Annotated in this window: 33 protein-coding genes; 31 read left to right on the forward strand and 2 right to left on the reverse strand. The window is 65.2% G+C overall.

The annotated features are described in order from the left end of the window. Positions 1-35 precede the first annotated feature (35 nt). On the forward strand, positions 36-1301 hold the full coding sequence (locus tag ACVTFQ_RS03920; protein ID WP_313760903.1) for a DNA-packaging protein: 1266 nt from the start codon (positions 36-38) through the stop codon (positions 1299-1301). A 75-nt stretch (positions 1302-1376) separates the two neighbouring features. Here ACVTFQ_RS03920 and ACVTFQ_RS03925 read toward each other — a convergent pair whose 3' ends face one another. Further along, complete coding sequence (locus tag ACVTFQ_RS03925) at positions 1377-1508, reverse strand: hypothetical protein (RefSeq protein WP_018898946.1); 132 nt, start codon at positions 1506-1508, stop codon at positions 1377-1379. A gap of 149 nt (positions 1509-1657) precedes the next feature. Between ACVTFQ_RS03925 and ACVTFQ_RS03930 the strand changes: the two genes are divergently transcribed. From ACVTFQ_RS03930 to ACVTFQ_RS04010, 17 genes are all read left to right on the forward strand, one after another. Further along, positions 1658-2344 carry a hypothetical protein gene (locus tag ACVTFQ_RS03930; protein ID WP_111561008.1) on the forward strand — a complete coding sequence of 229 codons (687 nt, stop codon included), beginning with the start codon at positions 1658-1660 and terminating at the stop codon, positions 2342-2344. A gap of 30 nt (positions 2345-2374) precedes the next feature. Further along, positions 2375-2683: a Dabb family protein gene (locus ACVTFQ_RS03935; RefSeq protein WP_111561009.1), complete on the forward strand. Its 309-nt coding sequence runs from the start codon at positions 2375-2377 to the stop codon at positions 2681-2683. 189 nt (positions 2684-2872) lie between these two features. Beyond that, entirely contained in the window at positions 2873-3121 is a 249-nt protein-coding gene (locus ACVTFQ_RS03940; RefSeq protein ID WP_111561010.1) for a type II toxin-antitoxin system HicA family toxin, read from the forward strand. Further along, entirely contained in the window at positions 3118-3441 is a 324-nt protein-coding gene (locus tag ACVTFQ_RS03945; protein WP_111561011.1) for a type II toxin-antitoxin system HicB family antitoxin, read from the forward strand. The genes ACVTFQ_RS03940 and ACVTFQ_RS03945 overlap by 4 nt, the downstream gene beginning before the upstream one ends. A gap of 35 nt (positions 3442-3476) precedes the next feature. Then, entirely contained in the window at positions 3477-3671 is a 195-nt protein-coding gene (locus tag ACVTFQ_RS03950) for a hypothetical protein (RefSeq protein ID WP_111561012.1), read from the forward strand. Positions 3672-3797: 126 nt separating this feature from the next. Then, a complete protein-coding gene (locus tag ACVTFQ_RS03955; protein WP_112437356.1) occupies positions 3798-4199 on the forward strand; it encodes a hypothetical protein in 402 nt (133 codons plus the stop codon). 164 nt (positions 4200-4363) lie between these two features. Beyond that, complete coding sequence (locus ACVTFQ_RS03960; protein WP_111561013.1) at positions 4364-5518, forward strand: phage portal protein; 1155 nt, start codon at positions 4364-4366, stop codon at positions 5516-5518. Positions 5519-5585: 67 nt separating this feature from the next. Further along, on the forward strand, positions 5586-5846 hold the full coding sequence (locus ACVTFQ_RS03965; RefSeq protein WP_111561014.1) for a CopG family ribbon-helix-helix protein: 261 nt from the start codon (positions 5586-5588) through the stop codon (positions 5844-5846). Then, positions 5843-6151 (forward strand): type II toxin-antitoxin system RelE/ParE family toxin, encoded by a 309-nt coding sequence (locus ACVTFQ_RS03970; RefSeq protein ID WP_111561015.1) that lies wholly within the window; start codon positions 5843-5845, stop codon positions 6149-6151. The genes ACVTFQ_RS03965 and ACVTFQ_RS03970 overlap by 4 nt, the downstream gene beginning before the upstream one ends. Before the next feature lie 202 nt (positions 6152-6353). Then, complete coding sequence (locus ACVTFQ_RS03975; RefSeq protein WP_111561016.1) at positions 6354-6671, forward strand: DUF6107 family protein; 318 nt, start codon at positions 6354-6356, stop codon at positions 6669-6671. A 39-nt stretch (positions 6672-6710) separates the two neighbouring features. Next, on the forward strand, positions 6711-7319 hold the full coding sequence (locus ACVTFQ_RS03980) for an HK97 family phage prohead protease (protein WP_409527965.1): 609 nt from the start codon (positions 6711-6713) through the stop codon (positions 7317-7319). A gap of 25 nt (positions 7320-7344) precedes the next feature. Further along, positions 7345-8601 carry a phage major capsid protein gene (locus tag ACVTFQ_RS03985; RefSeq protein WP_111561017.1) on the forward strand — a complete coding sequence of 419 codons (1257 nt, stop codon included), beginning with the start codon at positions 7345-7347 and terminating at the stop codon, positions 8599-8601. A gap of 286 nt (positions 8602-8887) precedes the next feature. Next, positions 8888-9457, forward strand: a complete 570-nt coding sequence (locus ACVTFQ_RS03990) for a head-tail connector protein (RefSeq protein WP_112437441.1) — start codon at positions 8888-8890, stop codon at positions 9455-9457. Further along, a complete protein-coding gene (locus ACVTFQ_RS03995) occupies positions 9457-9792 on the forward strand; it encodes a phage head closure protein (protein WP_111561019.1) in 336 nt (111 codons plus the stop codon). The genes ACVTFQ_RS03990 and ACVTFQ_RS03995 overlap by 1 nt, the downstream gene beginning before the upstream one ends. Next, positions 9789-10211: a DUF3168 domain-containing protein gene (locus ACVTFQ_RS04000; RefSeq protein WP_111561020.1), complete on the forward strand. Its 423-nt coding sequence runs from the start codon at positions 9789-9791 to the stop codon at positions 10209-10211. The genes ACVTFQ_RS03995 and ACVTFQ_RS04000 overlap by 4 nt, the downstream gene beginning before the upstream one ends. Positions 10212-10295: 84 nt before the next feature. Continuing rightward, positions 10296-10571: a type II toxin-antitoxin system TacA family antitoxin gene (locus ACVTFQ_RS04005; RefSeq protein ID WP_111561021.1), complete on the forward strand. Its 276-nt coding sequence runs from the start codon at positions 10296-10298 to the stop codon at positions 10569-10571. Positions 10572-10574: 3 nt separating this feature from the next. Further along, positions 10575-11081, forward strand: coding sequence for a GNAT family N-acetyltransferase (locus ACVTFQ_RS04010; protein WP_111561022.1), 507 nt, complete (start codon positions 10575-10577; stop codon positions 11079-11081). On the opposite strand, the gene ACVTFQ_RS04015 is transcribed toward ACVTFQ_RS04010, so the two are convergent. After that, positions 11069-12283, reverse strand: a complete 1215-nt coding sequence (locus ACVTFQ_RS04015) for an MFS transporter (RefSeq protein ID WP_111561023.1) — start codon at positions 12281-12283, stop codon at positions 11069-11071. The two genes, ACVTFQ_RS04010 and ACVTFQ_RS04015, sit on opposite strands and share 13 nt — an antisense overlap. A gap of 129 nt (positions 12284-12412) precedes the next feature. Here ACVTFQ_RS04015 and ACVTFQ_RS04020 point away from each other — a divergent pair, with 129 nt between their 5' ends. The 13 genes from ACVTFQ_RS04020 to ACVTFQ_RS04080 all read left to right on the forward strand — a co-directional run bounded on the left by ACVTFQ_RS04020 (position 12413) and on the right by ACVTFQ_RS04080 (position 23135). After that, a complete protein-coding gene (locus ACVTFQ_RS04020) occupies positions 12413-12820 on the forward strand; it encodes a phage major tail protein, TP901-1 family (protein ID WP_470423673.1) in 408 nt (135 codons plus the stop codon). Continuing rightward, on the forward strand, positions 12820-13197 hold the full coding sequence (locus tag ACVTFQ_RS04025) for a gene transfer agent family protein (RefSeq protein ID WP_112437440.1): 378 nt from the start codon (positions 12820-12822) through the stop codon (positions 13195-13197). The genes ACVTFQ_RS04020 and ACVTFQ_RS04025 overlap by 1 nt, the downstream gene beginning before the upstream one ends. Positions 13198-13208: 11 nt before the next feature. Next, on the forward strand, positions 13209-13454 hold the full coding sequence (locus ACVTFQ_RS04030) for a rcc01693 family protein (RefSeq protein ID WP_111561026.1): 246 nt from the start codon (positions 13209-13211) through the stop codon (positions 13452-13454). Next, complete coding sequence (locus ACVTFQ_RS04035) at positions 13444-13989, forward strand: phage tail tape measure protein (RefSeq protein WP_111561027.1); 546 nt, start codon at positions 13444-13446, stop codon at positions 13987-13989. The genes ACVTFQ_RS04030 and ACVTFQ_RS04035 overlap by 11 nt, the downstream gene beginning before the upstream one ends. 7 nt (positions 13990-13996) lie before the next feature. Next, a complete protein-coding gene (locus ACVTFQ_RS04040; protein WP_111561028.1) occupies positions 13997-14635 on the forward strand; it encodes a DUF2460 domain-containing protein in 639 nt (212 codons plus the stop codon). Then, on the forward strand, positions 14632-15522 hold the full coding sequence (locus ACVTFQ_RS04045) for a DUF2163 domain-containing protein (RefSeq protein WP_111561029.1): 891 nt from the start codon (positions 14632-14634) through the stop codon (positions 15520-15522). The genes ACVTFQ_RS04040 and ACVTFQ_RS04045 overlap by 4 nt, the downstream gene beginning before the upstream one ends. Further along, positions 15519-15953 carry an NlpC/P60 family protein gene (locus ACVTFQ_RS04050; RefSeq protein WP_111561030.1) on the forward strand — a complete coding sequence of 145 codons (435 nt, stop codon included), beginning with the start codon at positions 15519-15521 and terminating at the stop codon, positions 15951-15953. Before ACVTFQ_RS04045 ends, ACVTFQ_RS04050 begins: the two co-directional genes overlap by 4 nt. Further along, the gene (locus ACVTFQ_RS04055) at positions 15954-19799 is read left to right on the forward strand and encodes a baseplate multidomain protein megatron (RefSeq protein ID WP_111561031.1); all 3846 of its coding nucleotides are present in this window, start codon (positions 15954-15956) and stop codon (positions 19797-19799) included. 24 nt (positions 19800-19823) lie between these two features. Continuing rightward, complete coding sequence (locus tag ACVTFQ_RS04060; RefSeq protein WP_018898877.1) at positions 19824-20033, forward strand: hypothetical protein; 210 nt, start codon at positions 19824-19826, stop codon at positions 20031-20033. Positions 20034-20229: 196 nt separating this feature from the next. Next, positions 20230-20478 carry a hypothetical protein gene (locus ACVTFQ_RS04065; protein WP_047513615.1) on the forward strand — a complete coding sequence of 83 codons (249 nt, stop codon included), beginning with the start codon at positions 20230-20232 and terminating at the stop codon, positions 20476-20478. A 53-nt stretch (positions 20479-20531) separates the two neighbouring features. Continuing rightward, a complete protein-coding gene (locus tag ACVTFQ_RS04070) occupies positions 20532-21203 on the forward strand; it encodes a response regulator transcription factor (protein WP_018898875.1) in 672 nt (223 codons plus the stop codon). Then, positions 21193-22596 (forward strand): ATP-binding protein, encoded by a 1404-nt coding sequence (locus ACVTFQ_RS04075; RefSeq protein ID WP_111561032.1) that lies wholly within the window; start codon positions 21193-21195, stop codon positions 22594-22596. Before ACVTFQ_RS04070 ends, ACVTFQ_RS04075 begins: the two co-directional genes overlap by 11 nt. 110 nt (positions 22597-22706) lie before the next feature. Beyond that, a complete protein-coding gene (locus ACVTFQ_RS04080) occupies positions 22707-23135 on the forward strand; it encodes a hypothetical protein (protein ID WP_111561033.1) in 429 nt (142 codons plus the stop codon). Positions 23136-23211 lie beyond the last annotated feature (76 nt).

A 23211-nucleotide genomic window follows, 5' to 3' on the forward strand; every position in this document is an offset into this window, starting at 1 on the left:
CCGATGCAGACCGGCCCGAACTCTCGCTGGCCGACATGCTCGACCTTCCCGCCGAGGACCTTGCTGAACGGCTGGGGCTTTGGCCCACGCTTGGCAACCTTTGGGCCTTTACCGGCCGCGACGAACAGCAGCCGCCGCCGGGAGACTGGCGCACATGGCTGATCATGGGCGGGCGCGGCTCGGGCAAGACGCGGGCGGGGGCCGAATGGGTGCATGCGATTGCGAGCGCCGGGCGCGTGTCGGATCTGCGCATCGCACTGATCGCCGAGACGCTGGGCGATGCCCGCGAGGTGATGATCGACGGCATCTCGGGGATCATGCGGATCGCCCGCAGCCGCCGTCCCGAATTCGAGATCTCCCGCCGCCGGCTGGTCTGGCCGAACGGCGCGGTGGCGCAGATATTCTCGTCGGAGGATCCCGAAAGCCTGCGCGGCCCGCAGTTTCATTTCGCCTGGAGCGACGAGCTCGCCAAGTGGAAGCACGGGCAGGAGACCTGGGACATGCTGCAGTTCGGCCTGCGGCTCGGCTCAGCACCGCGCCAGCTGGTGACGACGACGCCGCGCCCGGTGCCGCTCTTGAAGGCGCTGATATCAGACCCGACGACGCTGACGACGCGCATCAGCACCCGCGCCAATGCCCAAAACCTGGCGCCCGGCTTCATCGACGCGCTGGCGGGCCGCTATGGCGGCACGCGGCTGGGGCGGCAGGAGCTGGATGGCGAGCTGATCGAGGATCGCGAGGATGCGCTCTGGCGCCGCGATATGTTCGATGCCGTGACGATCCGCCTTTCCGGCGATCTCCGCCGCATCGTCGTGGCGGTCGATCCGCCGGCGGCGACGGGGCCGACGTCTTGCTGCGGCATTGTTGTCGCCGGGCTGGATGCGAGCGGCCGCGCGGTGGTGCTGGCCGATTGCTCCGTGGAGGGCGCAAGCCCGGCGGGCTGGGCGGGCGCGGTGGCGAAAGCCTATCGCCGCTTCGCCGCCGACCGCGTTGTGGCCGAGATCAACCAAGGCGGCGATATGGTCACCGCTATGCTGAAAAGCATCGACGAGACGCTGCCGGTAACGACGGTGCGCGCCACGCGCGGCAAATTCCTGCGCGCCGAGCCGGTCGCCGCACTCTACGAGCAGGGGCGTGTCGCCCATGCAGGGCGCTTCATGGCGCTGGAAGATCAGATGTGTGATTTCGGCCCGGATGGATTATCCCAGGGCCGCTCGCCGGACCGGCTGGATGCTCTGGTCTGGGCGCTGACGGCTTTGATGCTCGAAGGGGGCGGGGAGCCGCGTGTGCGGGGTATTTGAAGCCTTGATGGCGTATTGGCCACTGCCGGAGGGGCGGGCCGTGAGGGGGTGTTTGACACCCCCTGGCACTTGCGCTTAACGCTGCTGTTGCTGCGTCGCCGGACGTTGTGCCTGCGGCACGGGGCGAACCTGGCGCCACTCGCTTTCGAGTTGGTCCGTTACATGCTGGGGAATGATCGGCTGATTGCTGTGAACGGGCTGCGTCATGCGGTCCTCCGAAGACGAATTGAATGATGGATCATCACTGCCATGCGCCAAACGGTCTGTAAATCATGGCTTTAAACACTTTAAACGATTAAATTAAATTTAATCGATTAAGGCCAGGACGTCCTCATCAGCTTTTAGGATTACACGCTATGGTTATCCACATCGACAGGCGGTTTTTCTTCGACACGGTGCGCGAGGCGCTGTTCAAGGGCACGCTTTCGGCCCCGCAGGTCGAGGGCATGACGGCGATTCTGAATTTCTGGGAAGAGCGGATGGTCGACGCCGACCCGCGCTGGCTGGCTTATATCCTGGCGACCGCCTTTCACGAGACGGCCTACACCATGCAGCCCGTGCGCGAGACGCTGGCGACTACCGATGCGCGCGCCGTCGAGATCCTGGAAAATGCATTCGCGAGCGGCAAGCTCTCCTGGGTGAAGACGCCCTATTGGCGGCTCGACGAGGACGGCAAGAGCTGGCTCGGCCGCGGCCTGGTGCAGCTGACCCACAAGCGGAACTACGAGGCGATGAGCGTTCTCACAGGCATCGATCTCGTCGCCGAGCCGGACCGGGCGATGGAGATGGGGCCGGCGGTATCGATCCTGATCGAGGGCATGGTTCAGGGCAGTTTTTCGAAGCACAAGCTCGCCGATCATCTGAACGCGACGAATGACGACTGGATCAACGCCCGCCGCATCGTCAACGGCACCGACCGGGCCGAAAAACTGGCAGGCTACGGCAAGACCTTTCTGGCCGCCATAAGGCCCGAGCGCCCGGCGGGTTGGTTCGCCCGGTTGAAGCAATGGGTCTGCCGTGGTATCGCCCGGCTTATCGGTTAAAGCGATCCATCAGACATACAGGAGTTCCGCGTGATCCGTCACATCGTCTTCTTCACGGCGCCGATAGAAAACATGGACAAGGTGCGCGAGGGCCTGTCGATCCTCACCGCAATCCCGCACGCCCGTCTGCTGGAGATCGGCACCAATGTGAAGACCGACCAGCTCGGCACCGAGGTGGATCTCGTGGTCTATGGCGAGTTCGACGACGAGGCAGCGCTGGCCGCCTACAAGGCGCACCCGAACTACCAGCTTTCCATCGACCTCGTACGCCCGATCCGCGAAATGCGCATGGCGGCGGATTACGAGAGCGACCTGGCGGTGAAGCAGCCGCTGGGGTGATTGGGCCAGCCGGCTCCCTCTAATGGCGGCGTTTGCGCCGCAAGATTGCGTTGATAGGTTGTGGGCGGGTTGACGCAAAGGTTGCCGCCAATTGACTTGCTGTGCGCGAAGATTATCTGTAGAAAAATACTTGCAACTGAAAAATAGTTGCAGCGAAGTTGAGGCGTATTTTAGCGCCAGAGGTGGCGGATGACGCGCCTTGAAACGCTGAAGCAGGAGTTTCGCGCCTGCAAGGGGCCATTTCCCTATGGCAAACTGGTCAAGCTGCTGAGTGGTCTTGGCTATGACTTGAAGAGCGGGAGCGGTTCGGGCCGGAAGTTCGTGCACGCGGTGACCAAGAAGGTCATCATCGTTCACGAGCCGCATCCCGGCAACGAGATCAAACCCTACATGGTCAACCAGATACGCAACTATCTGATCGACAGGAAAGAGCTATGAAGCCGATCACCTACAAGGGCTACCAGGCGTCGGTGGAGTATCAGGACGGCACGCTGTTCATCAAGATACTGCATATCGACGATCTCCTGCTGGCGGAATGCGAGGATTCCAGATTGGTGGAAGCGACCGCGCGGACGCTGATCGACGACTACATTCAAACCTGCATCGACGAGGGCCGCGATCCCGAGAAGCCCTTCAAGGGCTCGCTGAACATCCGAATGGACCCCACGCTGCACCGTCGCGCGGCCATGGCCGCTGCCGATGAAGACAAGTCGCTGAATGCCTGGATTTGCGAGGCGATCGCGGAGAAGGTCGATTGATGGTAGGATACGGACGTCAGACCCGGAGATTGCACATGCAAGAGGTTAAGCTGCAGATCACCGATCTCGGCGGGTTCTTCGCCGATGCGATCGAGGCTGCCCGCCGCATCGACGGCGGTGACTTCAGCGTACAGCAGAGCGTTGTCGCATTCGAGAGCATGGAGACGCTGCTGAAGACGCTACCCGTGCGCCGCTGGCGCCCGATCCCGGCGCTTAAGGATCGCAACTGACGCTCTCCAGCGCCGCAAACGCACCGGTTGCCGTCGCGTGCATATTTCCGGTTTTAATTCAACCTGAAGTCGGATATCCCCATTGAGTTGGGAAAACACACGTTTCAGGAGATAAAATTGAAGATCATGGTGATGACGGCGGCGCTGCTGCTTTCGGGCGCGGGCTTGGCCGAGGCGGCTTCCTGCGAGGCGAATTTCAAGGTGTCGGGCGTGCCGATGGTGACGGCGCTGAGCTACAAGACGTGGCAGGAGTTTCCGAAGGCGAAATCCGCCGCCGTCTTGAAGAACCTCGCCCAGGCCGTCGCCGCCGAGGGCTTTTCCGGCATCAAGGTGAACAGGGAACTCTCCTCGGTCGACGCCTTCCAGGAAACAACAGGCAGTGGCCGCATCCAGACCCTGCGCGTCGTCGCCCGCCAGAAGGGATCAGGCGTGCGCGTCGATGCCGTCTTCGATATCCAGGCCGGCCAGCTGACCACCAAGGAAGTTGTGCGCACCGGGCTTTGCAACATCATCGGCTCGGCAATGTGATGCCGGCGGCCGGATGTGATCCGGCCCCAATTCGTTCTTGAGCATCCAAGTCGCGGGGACATGCCCGCGACCGCCGCCCTTGCGGCGCCTCGGGCTTAATCGCCCTGTGCAGACGATAGCGCCGGCCAATTCAGTGCCGGTCGCAAACATCAGGAAACCGGATCATGAACCTTCGATCTCTCCTGCCGTGGGGCTCCGCGGCGGGCCGCACATCTGTGCCCGAACGCAAGGCCGCCGGCTTCTTGTCGCTGACATCGGAGGGCAGGGCGAGCTGGACCGGCCGCTCCTACGCGGCTTTGTCGCGCGAGGGCTTCATGCGCAATCCTGTGGCGCATCGCTGTGTGAGGATGGTCTCGGAGGCCGCCGCTTGCGTACCGCTGCTCATCTACGAGCAGGATCGCGAACGGCCGGACCACCCGCTGCTGCATCTGCTGCGCCAGCCGAATGCCCGCATGAGCGGCCCCGATTTCTTCGAGGCGCTCTATGGCCATCTGCTGCTGTCCGGCAATGCCTATGTCGAGCCCGTCGAGATCGGCGGCGCGCTGCGCGAACTGCATCTGCTGCGTCCCGACCGTATCGGCATCGTCGAGGGCCGCGACGGTTGGCCGGAAGCCTATGACTACCGCGCCGGCGGCCTCGTCCGCCGCTTTCCCGTCGAGACCGACGGGCTCGGCCTGCTGCACCTGAAACTCTTCCACCCGCTCGACGACCATCTCGGCTTTCCGCCGCTGGCGGCAGCCCAGGTGGCGCTCGATCTCTCCAATGCCGCGGCCACCTGGAACAAGGCGCTGCTTGACAACTCCGCGCGCCCCTCCGGCGCGCTCGTCTACCAGCCCAAGGAAGGCGGCAATCTTTCGCCGGACCAGTATGAGCGGCTGAAGCAGGAGCTCGACGAGGGCTATTCCGGCCCGATGCGCGCCGGCCGGCCGCTGCTGCTCGAAGGCGGGCTCGACTGGAAATCCATGGGCCTCTCGCCCAAGGACATGGACTTCGTCGAGGCCCGCAACGGTGCCGCCCGCGACATCGCGCTCGCCTTCGGCGTGCCCCCCATGCTGCTCGGCATTCCCGGCGACAACACCTACGCCAACTACCAGGAAGCCAACCGCGCCTTCTATAGGCTGACCGTGCTGCCCATGCTGGCCCGCACGCTGGCGGCGCTGTCGAGTTGGGCGGCGGCAGGCTATGGCGACGGGCTGCGGCTGGAGCCGGATCTCGACAAGGTCGCGGGTCTCTCTGCCGAGCGAGGCGAGCTCTGGAAACGGGTAGGCGAGGCGGTGTTTCTGACGGATGAGGAGAAGCGGCAGGCGGTGGGGTATTGATGGGGGTGGCGTTGAGGCCAGCTCGGAAATTTGTTATACACAGTATTACAAATCGAGGAGCAAGCCGATGACCAAGCCCGTTCTCTCCGACCCGATTGCCCTGCGCATTCCAGAAGACATGCTGAAGGACATCGAGACCATCGCCAAGGCCACCGACCGCAGCCGTAGCTGGGTCATCGTCCGGGCGCTGAAATATTATCTGATGGAAGAGGGGAATGATGTTCTGCAGACGCTGAAGGGCGAAGAGCAGATCCGCAATGGCGAGACCGTCGATTTCGAGGAGTTCATGCGGGAGCTGACATCCTCTCCCAGAGATGACGCGGCATGATGAAGGTCATTCTTTCCAAGGATGCTGCGGACTATCTCAGCCACGAATATGGCTATCTGAGCGCGTTCAATTCCCGCGCTGCCGACGCTGCCATGGCGAGAATCCAGGGCGGCATCAGAAGGCTCGCCGCCTATCCCCAGGTCGGCGCTCCCGTACCCATGTTGACTGGACGCCGCCAGTTGGTCGTCGGCCCCTATATTATCACCTACCGCATCGGCCGTGATGCCATCATGGTCTCCGACATCACCCACGGCAGGCAGCGCGAGCAACTGGATAAGGACGACGGGCTCGACGAGAGCGACTGAAGCGTCACGAATACCGCGCGGGTTTTGAACCTTGTTGGGCCGATCTCATCGCCAATTGATTCATCGTGTGAACCGCCGGACTCAATCTTAGAGCGGCTGTGCGCAACAGATTCAAAAGACAGCAGAATTGAACCGGCCGTAGCATCGCTGCGGCGGAAGACGCGCGTCTCCCCCACACGCCACACCACAAAGGCCCAACCCAATGGCCGATTTCTCCAACGATACCAGCCTCTGGGCGACCAGGGCGCTGGGCGCGTCGGCGGGTGCCGCCGTGTCGCTGATCTATCTTTTGCCGAAGAGCCGGCGCGAGGCGGCGAGCCGGTTTTTCACCGGGCTTGCCTGCGGCATAGTCTTTGGCGGGCCGACTGGGATCTGGATCGCCGAGCGGCTGGATCTGGTCGATCGGCTCTCTGCTGTCGAAGTGATGCTCTCGGGCTCGGCCGCCTCCAGCCTTTGCGCCTGGTGGGGGCTCGGCATTCTCCAGCGGATCGCCGGCCGATACGGCGCCCGCAACCGGTAAGCCGGCCGGCCACAAAACCATGAAACGAGGAGCATGATCATGACCGCAAGCCGCGCGCTGGCGCGAACCCCCACGCGCTTGTCCACCCGGGCCATTCCCGGCGCGGACACGCGCAAGTTCGCCAATCTGGAGCTACGGGGCCTCAGCCGCGACGGCACCTTTTCCGGCTATGCCAGCGTCTTCGGCGAGGTCGATCTCGGCAAGGATGCGATCGAGCGCGGCGCCTTTTTGCGCTCGCTGAAGACGCGCGGCGCCGGTGGCGTGCGCATGCTCTTCCAGCACGACCCGGCCGAGCCGATCGGCGCCTGGAAGACGATCCGCGAGGATAGCCGCGGGCTCTATGTCGAGGGCGTGCTCGCCGATGGCGTCAGCCGCGCCCGCGAGGTGCACCAGCTTTTGAAGAACGGCGCGCTCGATGGCCTGTCGATCGGCTTTCGCACCGTCCGCGCCAAGACAGATGCCAAATCCGGCGTGCGCCGCATCCTCGAGGCCGACCTCTGGGAGATCTCGGTGGTGACCTTCCCCATGCTGCCGTCTGCCCGCGTGCAGAACATCAAGAATGCGCGGTGGTTCCGCGACAAGGAGACCGAGCTCGTCCGCGCCATGCGCCGGGCTGCCCGGATGATGCTGCAAGACACATTCAAGTAGACCCTTCACAAAGGATGATCCCGCAATGACCAACATGCAGATTGCCGAGAAAACTGCCCCCGAAATCAAGGCCGCGCCGGAAATGACCGCCGCCTTCGACGAGTTCATGGAAGCCTTCGAAGCCTTCAAGGAAACCAACGACGCCAGGCTCGGCGAGATCGAGCAGAAGCTGACGTCGGATGTCGTCACCCGCGACAAGATGGACCGCATCAGCCGCGCCATGGACGAGCAGAAAAAGGTGCTCGACCAGCTGGCGCTGAAAAAGGCCCGCCCGCCGCTCGGCCGCACCGCATCGGTGGGCGCAGAGACCACCGAGCACAAGCAGGCTTTCGAGCAGTATATCCGCCGCGGCGACGAGGCCGGCCTGCGCGAGATCGAGGCCAAGGCGATGTCATCGGGCTCCGGCGCCGATGGCGGCTATCTCGTGCCTGACGAAACCGATACCGAAATCGGCCGCCGCCTCTCGGTGGTCTCGCCGATCCGCTCGATCGCGACGGTGCGCCAGGTCTCGGGTGCTGTGCTGAAGAAGCCGTTTGCGATCTCCGGCATGGCGTCCGGCTGGGTGGCCGAAACGGCGGCGCGGCCGCAGACATCAGGCGCCCAGCTTGCCGAGCTCTCTTTCCCGACCATGGAACTCTACGCCATGCCGGCCGCCACCCAGGCGCTGCTCGACGATGCCGCCGTCGATATCGAGGCCTGGATATCGAGCGAGGTCGATACCGTCTTCGCCGAGCAGGAAGGGGCTGCTTTCGTCGCCGGCGATGGCATCAACAAGCCCAAGGGCCTGCTGGCCTATACCGTGGTCGCCGATAGCGCCTGGAGCTGGGGCAATCTCGGCTACATCGCCACGGGTGCTGCCGGCGGCTTCAAGGCGACCGGCGCTTCCGACACGCTGATCGACACGATCTATTCGCTGAAGGCGGGTCACCGCCAGAACGCCAACTTCGTGATGAACCGCAAGACCCAGGCCGAGGTGCGCAAGCTGAAGGACGCCGAAGGCCGCTACCTCTGGCAGCCGCCGGCAACGGCAGGCGAAGCCGCCTCGCTGGTCGGCTTCCCCGTCGTCGAGGCGGAGGACATGCCCGACATCGCGGCCAATGCGATGGCCATCGCCTTCGGGGATTTCCGCGCGGGCTATCTGGTGGTTGATCGTACGGGGGTGCGGGTGCTGCGCGACCCGTATTCGGCCAAGCCGTATGTGCTGTTTTACACGACCAAGCGGGTCGGCGGCGGGGTTCAGAACTTCGAGGCGATCAAGCTGGTGAAGTTTGCGGTGAGTTGAGTGCGGTGAGGGGGTGCGGCTCGGGTTGGGCCGCGCGGCTTTGAATGCGGCTTGCGTAGTGCCCAGTGGCCCCGAATGTAGCCTGCGTCGCGCCCGGAGCCCCTCATCCGACCCTTCGGGCCACCTTCTCCCCGCGGGGGAGAAGGGAAGATGGAGCGAGCGGCCAACCCCAAGTCCCTTCTCCCCAGCGGGGAGAAGGTGCCGGCAGGCGGATGAGGGGGCCACACCGCACAACGTCTCCTCCTCCGCCCCACACCACATCACACACCACCAGGAACCTTCACCCATGACCTACGCCCTCATCAACCCACCCAGCTCCGAACCCATCACGCTCGCCGAGACCAAATCCCACCTCCGCCTCGACGACACCAACGAAGACACGCTGCTCACCGCGCTCATCCGCACCGCCCGCGAACATCTCGAGCGCACCACCGGCCTCAGCCTCATCACCCAGACCTGGCGTCTCTATCTTGATTCAATTCCTGAAGACGGCGTGATTCAGATCGCGAGAGGCCCCGTCCAAGCCATTGAAAGTCTGACCCTTTACGACGCATCCGGCGAGGAGCTTCAACTCCCGCTGACCGGCCACATCCTCGAGGGCCACGCACGCCCGGCGCGCCTCGTGCTCGGCCGCGGAGTGAGGTCGGATCAGCCCATCAACGGCATCGAGATCGACTTAACCGCCGGTTTCGGCGAGAGCGGCGCCGAGGTGCCGGATACGCTGAAGCGGGCGATGTTGATGCATGTCGCGCAGATGTTCGCGTTCCGGGGCACGGTGGCGGTCGAGGGCCAGCCGGCCGATATTCCCTCGTGCTACGACCGCCTGATCGCGCCCTACATGATCAGGAGGCTCTGATGCGCTCGGTCTTCTTCGATCCCGGCCAGATGACGGCGCGGCTGGCGCTCGAAGCACCGGTCGAGACGCCGGACGGGCAGGGCGGCGCGAGCATTTCCTTCACCGAGATCGCCTCATTCTGGGCCCGCGTCGAACCGGTGAGCGAGCTGCGCGAGGAGCAGGCGGGCGCCGATGTCTTCACGCTGACCCACCGCATCTGGCTGCGCTTCCGCGACGATATCGAAGCCGGCATGCGGCTGCGCAAGGGCGCGCGCATCTTTGCGATCCGCGCCTGGCGCGACCCGGATGAGCGCGGCAACTATCTGGTCTGCCTGTGCGAGGAGGAAGCCCGATGAGCGCCGCCAACCAATTGCTGACGGCGATCCAAGCGCGCCTCGGCGACGATGCGGAACTGTCCGCCATGATTGGCCCCGAAGGCCTGCGCGACCGCCTGGTCTCGGGCCGAAAACTCCCTGCTATCATCGTCGCCGATCTCGCAAGCAACGACTATTCGACAGCGACCGAGACCGGCGCCGAGCACCTGCTGACGCTCGAAATCTGGACCGACGCCGGCGGCCGAAGAGAGGCCGCAACCATCGCCGAGCGGCTGCGCCTCCTGCTGGACGATGCGCCGCTCTCGCTGGAAACCCACCACCTGGTGGGCTTGCTGCATCTTTCGACCCGCACCCGGCGCGAAGCGAAGACGAGGCCGCATGTCGCCGAGATCCGCTTCCGGGCAGTGACGGAGGTGGCGGTCGAGATCTCGGGCGGCTGAGAGCCCAAATCTGGACGGCGGCACCGCATTGCTGTATAGACATTGTCCGTACGAATTCATGGATCCGCATGCGGAGCGACTGACATGCCCGGCGTCAAGAAGAGCGAAACCATCAACCTGCGCATCGATACTGAGACGCGCGAGATCATCGCGCGCGCCGCGGCCGTCAGCGGCAAGTCTCTCACGGCATTCATGACCGAGGCGGCGTTTTACTCGGCTCAGAAGGAATTGCTGGATCAGCGTTTCATCGGCGTCGATGCGGCTGTCTTCGATGCCGTCGAGGGGCTTCTCGACGAACCGGCGAAGGCCAACGATAGGCTCGTCGCGCTGTTCAAATCAAACGCCGAATGGATTGACTGACGGATGTTTCGCAAGCCCGTTCCTCTCGGCGAACAGCATCTGGTCGATGATTTCGACAGTGGCAAGCCGGCGCTGGATGGCTTCCTGAAGGACATGGCGCTCTACAATCAGCAGCAGGAATATACCCGGACCGTCGTCATCGCGACCGAGGATTACCGCGTCGTCGGCTATCACTCGCTGTGCGCGGGCATGATCAGCCGCAACAGCGCGCCGAGGCAGGTCAAGGGGCATCGGGCGCCGGGCGAAATCCCGGTCGCGCTGCTGGCGCGCCTGGCGGTCGACCGCCGCCATCAGAATATGGGGCTGGGCAGGGCCTTGTTGAAGCACGCGCTGATGTCCGTCGTCTCCTCGTCGCGCTCGGTCGCCTTTCGCGCCGTCATGGTTCATGCCCTGGACGACGAGGCGGAGGCCTTCTATCTCAAGTTCGGTTTTCGCGCCGCCAAGGGCCTCGAGCGCACGCTACTTTTGCCGACGAGGGACATCGTCGCTTCGCTGGCTCAGGCGACCTGAGCAACCGGCTTCGCGCGGCGGATGAGCGTGGCCAGCATCAGCACGAGGCCGAAGGCGAGTGCGGCGAGCATGCAGCATAGGGCCATCACCATGCCGGCGCCGGCGCGGTCGAGGATGGCGGTGAAGATGATGGGCGCGGCGGCGTTTGCGATGTTTTGCGGCAGCGACAGGCGGGCGGCCTGCAGGCCGTATTCGCGCGGCGAAAACAGCGCCAGCGGCAGCAGCGCGCGGGCAACCGCCATGACCCCGGCGCCGAAGCTGTAGATGACGATGAAGCCGACGAGCAGCGATGTCGAGGGCGGGACGATGAGGATCAATCCGAAGCTCGCCACCATCAGGCCGATCCCGGCAATGGCGCTGACGATGGGGTTGCCGCGCTTGCCAAGCAGCATGTCCATGCCGCGCGCTGTGATGCCGATGACCCCACGCGCCGAGCCGAGCTGCAGCGCGAGCACAGGCGCGGCGCCGTATTGGCGCAGGACCTCCAGCAGCGATGGTGCCAGGCCGAAGGTCACGAAGCTCGATAGCGTCGTTGCCGCCGCAAGCAGCAGGAATGCCTTGCGCCGATCATCGGGCGAAAGATCGACCGGTGCTGCATGCATTTCGGCGGATCCCTCTTGCGTGGCCGCCGGGCGCGGCAGACCGAAGAGATAGAGCGGCAGGCAGATGCACAATTGCAGCGCCGCGCAGATGACGAAGGTGCTCCGCCAGCCGAAGTGAGCGTCGAGCAGGCTGAGGATCGGCCAGAACAGCGTGCTGGATAGGCCGGTGAACAGCATCAGCATGGCGATGATACGCTTGCTGTTTGCGCCCTCGCGCTCGACGACGGCGGTATAGGTCGGCGTTGTCAGGCCGAGCGCGCCGCCGATGCCGATCACGATCCAGGAGATCGTGTAGAGCACGATACCCTCTGTCGCGGCCAGCATGAGAAGGCCGGCGGCAAAGGTGACGGATGAGGCGGCAAGAACGGGCACGGCGCCGTGGCGCTGCAACAGCCGGCCGATCGTCGGGCCCAGAAGCGCAAGCACGACCATCATCACGGTCAGGCCGCCGAAGACGATTTCGTTCGCCAGCCCAAGATCGGGCGCGATCACCCGGCCCATGACGCCGAGCATGTCGAACGTCGTGCCCCAGCCGATGAGCTGCGTCACGGTGAGCACGGCAATCATCTGTGTCGAACGCAGAGGGAAGGCCCGGGACATGGTGTGGATTTCGGCGAAGGGAAGGGATCGAAGCGGTCGTAGCATCTTCGCCGTCAGGTTGAAAGTGACAAGTCGATGACATCGCGGGCGTCCCTCTGGGGCGCCCTTTTTCGTGGAAGGGACGAGGCCATGGTGGCGCAGAAGGGCAAGGATCTGCTGTTGAGGGTTTTCAATGGCGCGGATTATGAAACGGTGGCGGGGCTGCGCTCGAAGCGGCTGGCCTTCAATGCCGAGACGGTGGATGTGACCGATGCCGAGAGCGCCGGGCGCTGGCGCGAGCTTTTGGGCGGCGCCGGCGTGCAGCGGGCCTCGGTGTCGGGTTCAGGCATCTTCAAGGATGCGGCCTCCGACCAGCTTGTGCGCAATGCCTTCTTCAACGCCTCGATCCTGAGCTGGCAGATTGTCGTGCCGGATTTCGGGACGGTCACCGGCCCGTTTCAGGCGAGCGCGCTCGAATATTCCGGCCAGTATAATGGCGAGGTGATGTTCGAGCTGGCGCTGGAATCGGCCGGTGCCATCACCTTCGAGGCGCTGTGATGGCGGCCCGCACGGCAGTGGAACAAGTGCCAGGACGAAGGGCTAATCGCAGGCGCGGCGAGATCGAGGCTGAGATCGACGGCGAGCGGCGGGTGTTGTGCCTGACGCTGGGCGCCTTGGCCGAGCTCGAGACGGCGTTTTCGGTCGATAGCCTGAATGGCCTGGCCGAGCGTTTCGCCGGCGGCCGGCTGAGGGCGGCGGATATGATCCGCATCATCGGCGCCGGCCTGCGCGGCGGCGGCAATCTCTATTCCGATGAGGATGTGGCGGAGGCCGATGTCGAGGGCGGCATCGGTGGTTATGCCGCGATCGTCGGAGATTTGCTGACGGCGACGTTTTCGGGGGATGGCGCGGACGCCTCCGCGCGCCCCCTCTAGCCGCAGCGGGCATGAAGACCACGGACAGTGCCGGGCCCACGCCTTTTCCCTGGGCGCGGGTCCTGCATGTCGGTCTCTGCCTGCTGCGGCTTCCCCCGCAATCCTTCTGGGGGATGACGCCGGTGGAGTTTAACGCCGCAGCCGGCGGGCTCTCGCCACAGCGTCCCGCTGTTTCCCGCGCCGATCTCGATGGGCTGATGGCCCGCTTTCCGGACAGCCGGGCAAGCTTAGACACGAGGAACGACCATGACCGATGACCAGACGGACCTCTCCGCCATGACCGACGAGGCGGCGACGCTGCGGCGTGCGCTCGACGATCTGGAGGGCCGCTCGCGCTCCTTCGGCTCGGCGCTGTCAGGCGCTCTCCGAAGTGCCGTGTCAGGCGGCAAGGGGCTGGACGACGTGCTGCGCGGGCTGGCCAATCGCATGACGGATATCGCGCTGCAGGCTGGATTGAAACCGCTCGAGACGATGCTTTCGGGCGCCGCCTCCAGTCTCTTCGGCGGTGCGGGCAAGCTGCTGCCTTTCGCCGATGGCGGTGTCGTCTCGCAGCCCACCTATTTCCCTCTCGGCGGCGACATGGGGCTGATGGGCGAGGCGGGCAGCGAGGCGATCCTGCCCTTGCGGCGCGGCGCCGACGGTTCGCTCGGCGTCGCCGCTGCAGGGGCGGGCTCGCAGCCGCAGATCGTCTTCAACGTCACCACGACCGATGCCGAGAGCTTCCGAAAGAGCGAGGCGCAGATTTCCTCGATGCTGGCGCGCACCGCGATGCGCGGCCAGCGCAACCTGTGAGGTGATGATGTCAGGTTTCCATGAGGTGCGCTTTCCGCTGCGCCTGTCGCTGTCGACGAGCGGCGGGCCTGTCAGGCGCACCGATATCGTCAATCTCTCCAATGGTCGCGAAAACCGCAACAGCCGCTGGCGCGATGCGCGGCGCAGCTATGATGCGGGCTCCGGTGTGCGCTCGGTGGCGGATCTCTACGAAGTCTTGGAGTTCTTCGAGGCCCGGAGCGGCGAGCTCTATGGCTTCCGCTTCCGTGATCCCATCGACTGGAGTTCGACACGGCCCGGTGCCGAGATCGGACCGGGCGACCAGCCGCTCGGCATCGGCGATGGCGTGACCGTCGCCTTCACGCTCGCCAAGACCTATGGCGATGCCGGCGCCAGCAGCACGCGGCGGATCGCCAAGCCTGTCGAGGGCTCGGTCGTCGTCGCGGTGGATGGCGTGCCGCAACCGTCGTCCGCCTTCGTGTGCGATCCCGTAACCGGCATCGTCACCTTCGCGGCCGATGCCGTTCCGCCGGAGGGCGCGTCGGTGACTGCGGGGTTTCTGTTCGACGTGCCGGTGCGCTTTGCGACCGGGCGCATCGACGTCAACCTCTCGGCCTTCAATGCCGGGCGCATTCCCACCATTCCGCTGATGGAGATCATGCCATGAGGCATATTCCCGACGCGCTCGCCGCGCATCTTGCGAGCGACGCCACGACGCTCTGCCATGCCTGGCGGGTAACGCGGCGCGATGGCGTCGTGCTTGGGTTTACCGAACACGATCACGACCTGACCTTCGCGGTCACCACCTTCCTGGCAGCCAGCGGCTTTTCCGCCAGTGCCGCGGAAGAGGAGGCGGGCCTGCCCGCGGCCACCAGCGATGTCGCCGGCGGCTTCTCCAGCGCGGCGATCACCGAGGAGGACCTGACGCGTGGCCGCTATGACGGCGCCCGCGTCGAGGTGCATCTCGTCAACTGGGCGGAGCCCGAGCAGAATATGCTCCTGAAGGTGCAGGAGATCGGCGACGTCACGCGCGATGCCGGCCAGTTCCAGGCGGAGCTGCGCAGCTTCGCCAGCCGCCTCGGCGAGCCGCAGGGCCGCGTCTATGGCCGGCGCTGCGACGCCACGCTTGGCGATCAAAGATGCGGTGTCGATCTCTCGGCACCCGCGATGCGCGCCGAAGGCGTGGTGGTCGCGGTGGCGGATGCCAGCCGGCTTGTGCTTTCGGGTGTCCGCACCGTGCCCGACGGCTTCTTCCGCTTCGGCGTGCTCGGTTTTCTCGATGGCGACAATCAAGGCCAGCGGCTGGAGATCGAGACGCATACGATGAAGGACGATCTGCTGGAGGTGACGCTCTGGCTGCCGCTCGAGGCCACCCCAAGTGCGGGCGACCGCGTCGTGCTCACGGCGGGCTGCGACAAGGCCTTTTCCACCTGCCGAGCGAAATTCGCCAACCACCTGAATTTTCGCGGTTTCCCGCACATCCCCGGCACCGATTTCGCCTACACCTATGCCGATGGCGAGACCCTTCATGACGGGAGCGCGCTGTTCAAATGACAGACATTTCAACGCAAGTGCTGCGGCTGGCCGAAGGCTGGATCGGCACGCCCTACAGGCATCAGGCCTCGCTCAAGGGCGTCGGCTGCGATTGTCTCGGGCTGATCCGGGGCATCTGGCGCGAGCTTTACGGGCGGGAGCCAGAGCGCCCGCCACCCTATGCGCCCGACTGGGCGGAGCGCGGCGGCGGGGATCGGCTGATGGAGGCTGCACTCCGGCATTTCGGTCCGCCGCTGCCGCTTGTCGAGGCAAGACCGGGCGACGTGCTCCTGTTCCGCTGGCGCCCGCAGCTCGCCGCCAAGCATGCCGGTATCCTCTCCGGCGAGCGGCAGTTCATCCACGCCTACGAGCAGGCGGCGGTGGTGACCTCGCCGCTGGTGCCGAGCTGGCGCCGGCGCATTTCGGGCGTCTTTCGTTTTCCGGAGAGATAAATGGCAACGCTCCTCTTCCAGGCAGCCGGCGCGGCAATCGGCAGCGTCTTCGGCCCTGTCGGCGCCATCATCGGCCGCGCGGCGGGCGCGCTTGCCGGAAGCGTCGTCGATCGCGCGCTGATCAACGGCCGCTCCACCGTGCGCGGCGCGCATCTGTCGAGCGCCCGCATTCCCGGCCCCGACGAGGGTACGGCGATCAACCGCGTCTATGGCAGTGTCCGCGTCGGCGGCACGCTGATCTGGGCGACGCGCTTCGAGGAGGAGGTGACCAGCGAGCGGCAGGGCGGCAAGGCCACCGGCGGCACCCGCGTCGAAAGCTTCCGCTACTTCGCCAATCTCGCGGTCGGGCTGGCGGAAGGGCCGATCGGGCATGTCAGGCGCGTCTGGGCCGATGGCAAGGAACTGGATCTCACCAGGATCGAGATGCGCGTCTATCGTGGCGATGACACCCAGCTGCCCGATCCGCTGATCGAGGCCAAGCAAGGGGCCGGCAATGCGCCCGCCTATCGCGGGCTTGCCTATGTCGTCTTCGAGCGGCTGCCGCTCGATGCCTATGGAAACCGCATTCCGCTGCTGCAGTTCGAGGTGGTGAGATCGGTCGGTGAGCTGGAAAATGAGATCAGGGCCGTCTGCATCATCCCCGGCGCCACCGAGCATGGCTATCAGCTGGCGCAGGTTTCGGAGAGCCTCGGTGCCGGCAGCGCCCGCATTCTCAACCGCAACAGCCTGCGCGGCACGAGCGATTGGGATATCTCGATCGACGAGCTGCTGGCGCTCTGCCCCAATCTCGAGCGCGTGGCGCTCGTCGTCTCTTGGTTCGGGACCGATCTGCGCGCCGGCCAATGCCGCGTGGTGCCCGGCGTCGAGGTGGCGAGCCGCGCGGAGGAAAGCACGCCGTGGTCGGTCTCCGGCATCGCGCGCGGCGCGGCCCACCTCGTCAGCCGCAGCAATGGCGGCCCGGCCTATGGCGGCACGCCCGATGATACCAGCGTGCTCTCGGCGATCGCCGATCTCAGGAGCCGTGGCCTTCAGGTCTATCTCTATCCCTTCGTGATGATGGACATTCCCGTCGATAACGCGCTTGCCGATCCCTATGGGCGCGCGCGACAGGCACCCTATCCCTGGCGCGGCCGCATTACCTGCGATCCGGCGTCGGGGCGGCCCGGCAGTGCCGATCGGACGGTCGCCGCGCGCGGGCAGGTTCAGGCCTTTGCGGGCAATGCGCAGGCGGGTGATTTCACGATTGCGGGCGGTCATGTGGCTTATCACGGTGGCGAAGAGAGCTACCGCCGTTTCATCCTGCACTATGCGCAACTGGCGCGTCTTGCGGGCGGGGTCGATGGCTTCCTGATCGGCTCCGAACTGCGCGGGCTGACGCAGCTGCGCGATGGCGGCGATGCCTTCCCATTCGTCGAGGCGCTGGTGCGGCTGGCCGGCGATGTCAAAGCCCTGTTGCCGGCGACGAAGATCACCTATGGCGCCGATTGGAGCGAGTATTTCGGCTATCACCCGGCTGATGGCAGCGGCGACGTCTATTTCCATCTCGACCCGCTCTGGGCCTCGCCCGATATCGATGCAGTGGGGATCGACAACTACATGCCGCTCGCCGACTGGCGCGACGACGATCTCGCCAGCGCCAATCCCGACGGCTTCCGGCTTGCCGATGATCGAAATGCGCTGACGGCGGCGATCACTAGCGGCGAGGGTTTCGAATGGTACTACCCCGATGACGATGCCCGCAAAGCCCGGCAGCGCAGCCCGATCACCGATGGCCTCGCCGGCAAGCCCTGGGTTTTCCGCTACAAGGATATCGCCGCCTGGTGGGCCAATCCGCATCACGAGCGCATCGGCGGCGCCGAGCGCGCGGCGCCGACGGCCTGGATCCCGTCCGGCAAGCCGGTCTGGTTCACCGAGCTTGGCTGCGGCGCCGTCGACAAGGGCGCCAACCAGCCGAATGTCTTCGCCGACCCGAAGTCGGTGGAAAGTGGAGCGCCGTATTTCTCGACCGGCATGCGCTCGGACAGCATGCAGCGTCGCTTCCTCGAGGCGCACCATCGCTGGTGGGCCGGCAATGACGCGCCTGGTGGCATGGTCGACCCCTCGCACCTCTTTGTCTGGTGCTGGGATGCGCGTCCGTTCCCGGCCTTTCCGTTGGCAACGGATGTCTGGTCCGACGGCGGCAACTGGCGCACCGGGCACTGGCTGAATGGTCGGCTTGGTGCCGGCACCCTGGCCGATATCGTGGCGACGGTGCTGCGCGACCACGGCTTCTCGGATTTCGACGTCTCCGAGGTGAGCGGCGACCTGATCGGTTACGTCAAGGGCGAGCTTGGGTCAGCTCGCGACCTGATCGAGCCGCTGCTGCAGGCGTTCCAGATCGATGCCTTCGAGGATGCCGGCCTCCTGCGCTTCCGCGCGCGCGCACGCGCCAGCCTGCCGGCGATGCGGATCGAAACGCTCGTCGACAGCGAGAACGAACCGCTCTGGCAGGAGACGCGCGGCCACGACAGCGATTTCGCCGCCGAGGCGGTGATCACCGTCTACAATCCCGATCTCGACTACGAGCAGGCCAGCGCCCGCTCGCATCGCGCCGGGCAAGCGACGAGCCGGCTGATCAAGCAGGATCTGCTCGCCGTGCTTGCCGAAGAGACGGCGCTCGATGCGGCCGAGGCGCTGCTGCGCGACGTCAGAATCGCCCGCCGCTCGCTGCGCTTCTCGCTGGCGCCGGGTCGGCTGGACGTGCAGCCGGGCGATGTCGTCTCGCTCGCGGATGGTCCCGATGGCCGCTTCCTGGTCTCGCGCATCGAGGATGGCGATGCGCGTCGCATCGAGGCGCGAGCCTTTGCGCCATCTTCAGGCGGCGCTCCGCCCGCCGTGACCGGCGGCCGCAATGGCGGCGGCACCGCGTCGAACCTGTTCAAGCCGCTGGTCCATCTCATGGACCTGCCGCGCTTCGACGGCGAGGCGGCGGCGAGCTTCGCGCGCGGCGCGGTCTTCGCCAAGCCATGGCGCACCGTCGGCCTGTCGTCATCGGCGACGACGGAGGGCTATCGGGGCAGGGCGGTGCTCGACCGTCCGGCGACGATGGGAACGCTTGTGTGCGCATTGGCACCGGGTGTTACCGGCCGCTTTGACTGGTCCCAGGCTCTGATCGTCGATCTCGCTTACGGAGAGCTCTCCTCGGCGGCCGAAATATCGGTGCTGAACGGCGCCAATCGGCTGGCTGTGCGCTCAGTGGGTGGCGTCTGGGAAATTCTGTCCTTCCTGCAGGCCGAAGAGATCGCGGCCGGGCGATGGCGGCTCGGCGGCTTGCTGCGCGGGCTTGCCGGTACGGAGGATGCGATGGTCTCGGGCATTATCGAGGGCGCTGCCGTTGTGCTGCTCGACGAGGCGGTCAAGCCGCTCGGGCTGCGTAGCGACGAGGCCGGCCTGTCGCTCAACTGGATCGCCGAGGCGGCCGGTTCGCTTGCGATGGCGGGGCCGTTCGTGTTCGCGGGCGGCCTGCGCGCCGCCACACCGCTCGCTCCGGTGCACTTGCGCTGCCGGCGCACGGATGCCGGCGATACCGTGATCTCCTGGACAAGACGCGGACGCGACAATGCCGACAGCTGGACCGGCGCCGACATTCCGCTCGACGAACCCTTCGAACGTTACCGGGTCGAGGTGCTTGATGGCACCGACGCCGTAATCCGCGCCGCCGAGGTCGCGACGCCGGAATGGACCTATCCGCTCGCCGACGAAGTGCTCGATTTCGGCGGGCGGCAGGCGAGCCTTGCGGTGACGATCCGTCAGCTTGGCGAGCGCGTGCCGCTGGGATTGCCCGCCCGGGCGATCTTTCAGACGTGACATTTCAACCGAAGGAGAAGGACGATGCCTGATTTGAAAAACTGGTACAGCTCGAAGACCATCTGGGGCGCGGTCGTTGCGATCCTCGCTTCGGCTTTGCACTTTACGGGTGTGGACATCGCATCCGGCGATCGCTCTCAGATCGTCGATGCGATCGTCAACATAGCCGGCGCGCTGGGTGGCCTGCTGGCGGTCTATGGCCGGGTGACGGCGAAGTCGGCGATCAAGCCTTGAGTCCAGGGGCGATTGCGGCACGGTGGCGCGAATGCCACCGCCAACCGTGCCTTTCCGGCCACAGCAGCTACGTCGGGTGCCTTGCGGCGTGCTCCGAGACACCCCCAGGGACCCGACATTACCTTGCATTCATTTGCCATTCAGGTCTCCTGAGTACATAGTCAGGTCAAGTTGGTATCCATTGAAAGCATAGCACATGGCCTCTCCTCTGAGCGTCGCAGCGTTGGCCGTTTGGCTGACGGTACCGTCGCCCTCACCGGATAATACGCACAACCTTTTGGTGCGTGTAGCAGGCGATTGCAGTGAAGCCGCCCAGCAGGTTGTCGAGAAGACCGGGGGGCAGCTGCTCTCCGTTCAGCCCTCCGGCGACAGCTGCATCATCACCGTGCTCGTCCAGGGCAACGGCCAGCGACCGCGTAAAGTAACCGTCAAGGTTCCGATGTAGGCAGAATCGCCCTATTTAGACATCGAAGACATAAAGCGGAGTAGAGCGGACCGATGCGCATCCTGGTAGTCGAAGACGACGTCAATCTGAATCGTCAGCTGAGCGAAACCCTGAAAGAGGCCGGCTACGTCGTCGATCAGGCGTTCGACGGCGAGGAGGGACACTTCCTCGGCGATACCGAGCCCTATGACGCGATCATCCTCGATATCGGCCTGCCCGAACTCGATGGCGTCAGCGTTCTGGAGAAGTGGCGCGGCGCCGGTCGCGGCATGCCGGTGCTGATCCTGACCGCCCGCGACCGCTGGAGCGACAAGGTCGCCGGCATCGATGCGGGCGCCGACGATTACGTCACCAAGCCCTTCCACGTCGAAGAAGTGCTCGCCCGCATCCGCGCGCTCATCCGCCGCGCCGCCGGCCATTCCTCGTCCGAGATCGTCTGCGGCCCCGTTCGCCTCGACACCAAGACCTCGAAGGCGGTGGTCAACGGCGTGGCGCTGAAGCTGACCTCGCACGAATACCGGCTCTTGGCCTATCTCATGCATCACATGGGCGAGGTCGTGTCGCGCACCGAGCTGGTCGAGCACATGTACGACCAGGATTTCGACCGCGACAGCAACACGATCGAAGTCTTCGTCGGTCGCCTGCGCAAGAAGATGGGCGTCGATCTGATCGAAACGGTGCGCGGTCTCGGCTACCGCATCCAAGCGCCGACCAATGCGAATTAAGTCTCTTACCGCACGCGTCCTGCTTCTGACCACGATCTGGTCGACCGTGGCGCTTGTCGTAATCGGCCTGTTGATCTCGACGCTCTATCGCAAGAGCGCCGAGCGCGGCTTTCAGGATCTTTTGCGCGCGCAGCTCTATAACGTCATCAACTCGGTGGCGATTGGCGATCAGGGCGCGCTGTCGGGCAGCCCGCAGCTCGGCGACCTGCGCTTCGCCCAGCCGAAAACCGGCTGGTACTGGATGGTCGAGCCGCTCGGGACCTACACGGCCCCGCCGCTGGTCTCGCCCTCGCTCGGCGCCACCACCATCCCCGTTCCCTCCGTGCTGGAAGCGCCGTTCGACAAGAACTACGAGCGCTATTATCAGGTCACCGATACCTCGCAGAACCGCATCCAGGTCGCCGAGACCGAAGTGGTGCTCGACACCGATGGCCGCGCCGCGCGCTTTCGCGTCACCGGCAATGTCGATGTCGTCGAGGACGATGTCCGCAACTTCTCCCACAGCCTCTATCTCGCTCTTGCCGGCTTCGGCGTCGGCAGCCTGATCGTCAACGCGCTCGCCATTCTTTATGGCCTGAAGCCGCTCGACAAGGCGCGCGCCGCACTCGAGCGCATCCGCGCCGGCGAGAGCGAGCAGCTGAAGGGTGAGTTCCCGCGCGAGATCTTGCCGCTTGCCAACGAGGTCAACGCGCTGATCGACAGCAACCGCCGCATCGTCGAGCGCGCCCGCATGCAGGTCGGCAATCTCGCCCACTCGCTGAAGACGCCAATCGCCGTGCTGCTCAACGAGGCCCGCGTCTTGGAGCGCTCGCATGGCGAGCTGGTCAAGAGCCAGGCGGAATCGATGCAGGGGCAGGTGCAATCCTATCTCAACCGCGCCCGCATCGCCGCCCAGCGCGAATCCGTGCTCGCCCGTACCGACGCCGAGCCGGCGCTGGAACGGCTGGTGCGCGTCATGCGCCGCCTGAACGTCGACAAGGAGTTCGACCTTGTCGTCAACCCACCGCATCTGGCCGTGGCGCTGGAGCAGCAGGATCTGGAGGAAGTGGTTGGCAATCTGCTCGAAAACGCCTCGCGCTTTGCCGTGCACAAGGTCCGGCTTTCGGTCACCGAAGCCCCCGATGACGTCAAGGGCGGGGAGGGCCGTGCCCGCCGCCATTGGGTCGAGGTGATCGTCGAGGATGATGGCCCGGGCCTGGAGCCCGACCAGATCCGCGAGGCTTTGAAGCGCGGCCGCCGTCTCGACGAGAGCAAGCCAGGCACCGGCCTTGGCCTGTCGATCGTCACCGAGATCGCCAACGAGTATCAGGGCCGGCTGGAACTGTCGCGCGGCGAGTGGGGCGGGCTGAAGGCGCGCCTTATTCTTCCCGGTGTCACAAAGGATGTTGCGTGATCGGCGGCTTGATGCCAGAAAGACATTTGCATAGCATGCTTTACCTCGGCCTAAGGCGGGGTGCGGCTTGCACCTGTGGCGCGTTTGACACCTTGTTCGGGTTCGACTGAATGATACCTAGCTCAAAAGGCATAATTGGTCTTTCTCTTGTGGCATGCGTGGCTCTGTCCGGCTGCCAGACGACGAAGAGCGGCGCCTCATCCGGCCTTTTCGGCGGCCGCAAGCCATCGGCTTCCGCCACCATCATCGAAGCCCTGCAGGGCGGCATCGTCGGCCGCACCGGCGTGACCTTGAGCGACAGCGACCGGCAGCGGGCGCTCGAAGCCGAGTATCGCGCGCTGGAAGGGGCAGCCGTCGGCCAGCCGGTCGTGTGGAGCGGCCGCAATGTCAGCGGCAAGGTCGTGGCCGCCGCACCCTATCAGGTCGGCTCGCAGAATTGCCGCCAGTACACCCACACGCTCACCGTCGACGGCAAGGACACGCTGGCGCGCGGATCGGCCTGCCGCAATGGCGACGGCAGCTGGTCGCCACTCGGCTGAGCGAAAGCCCTGACGGTACCTTCGTTTGGTAACGTGCGGCAAAATACTTCAAATCATCGTCATCGTGGCTTTGCGT

It is taken from the genome of Rhizobium sp. O111 (assembly GCF_055616315.1).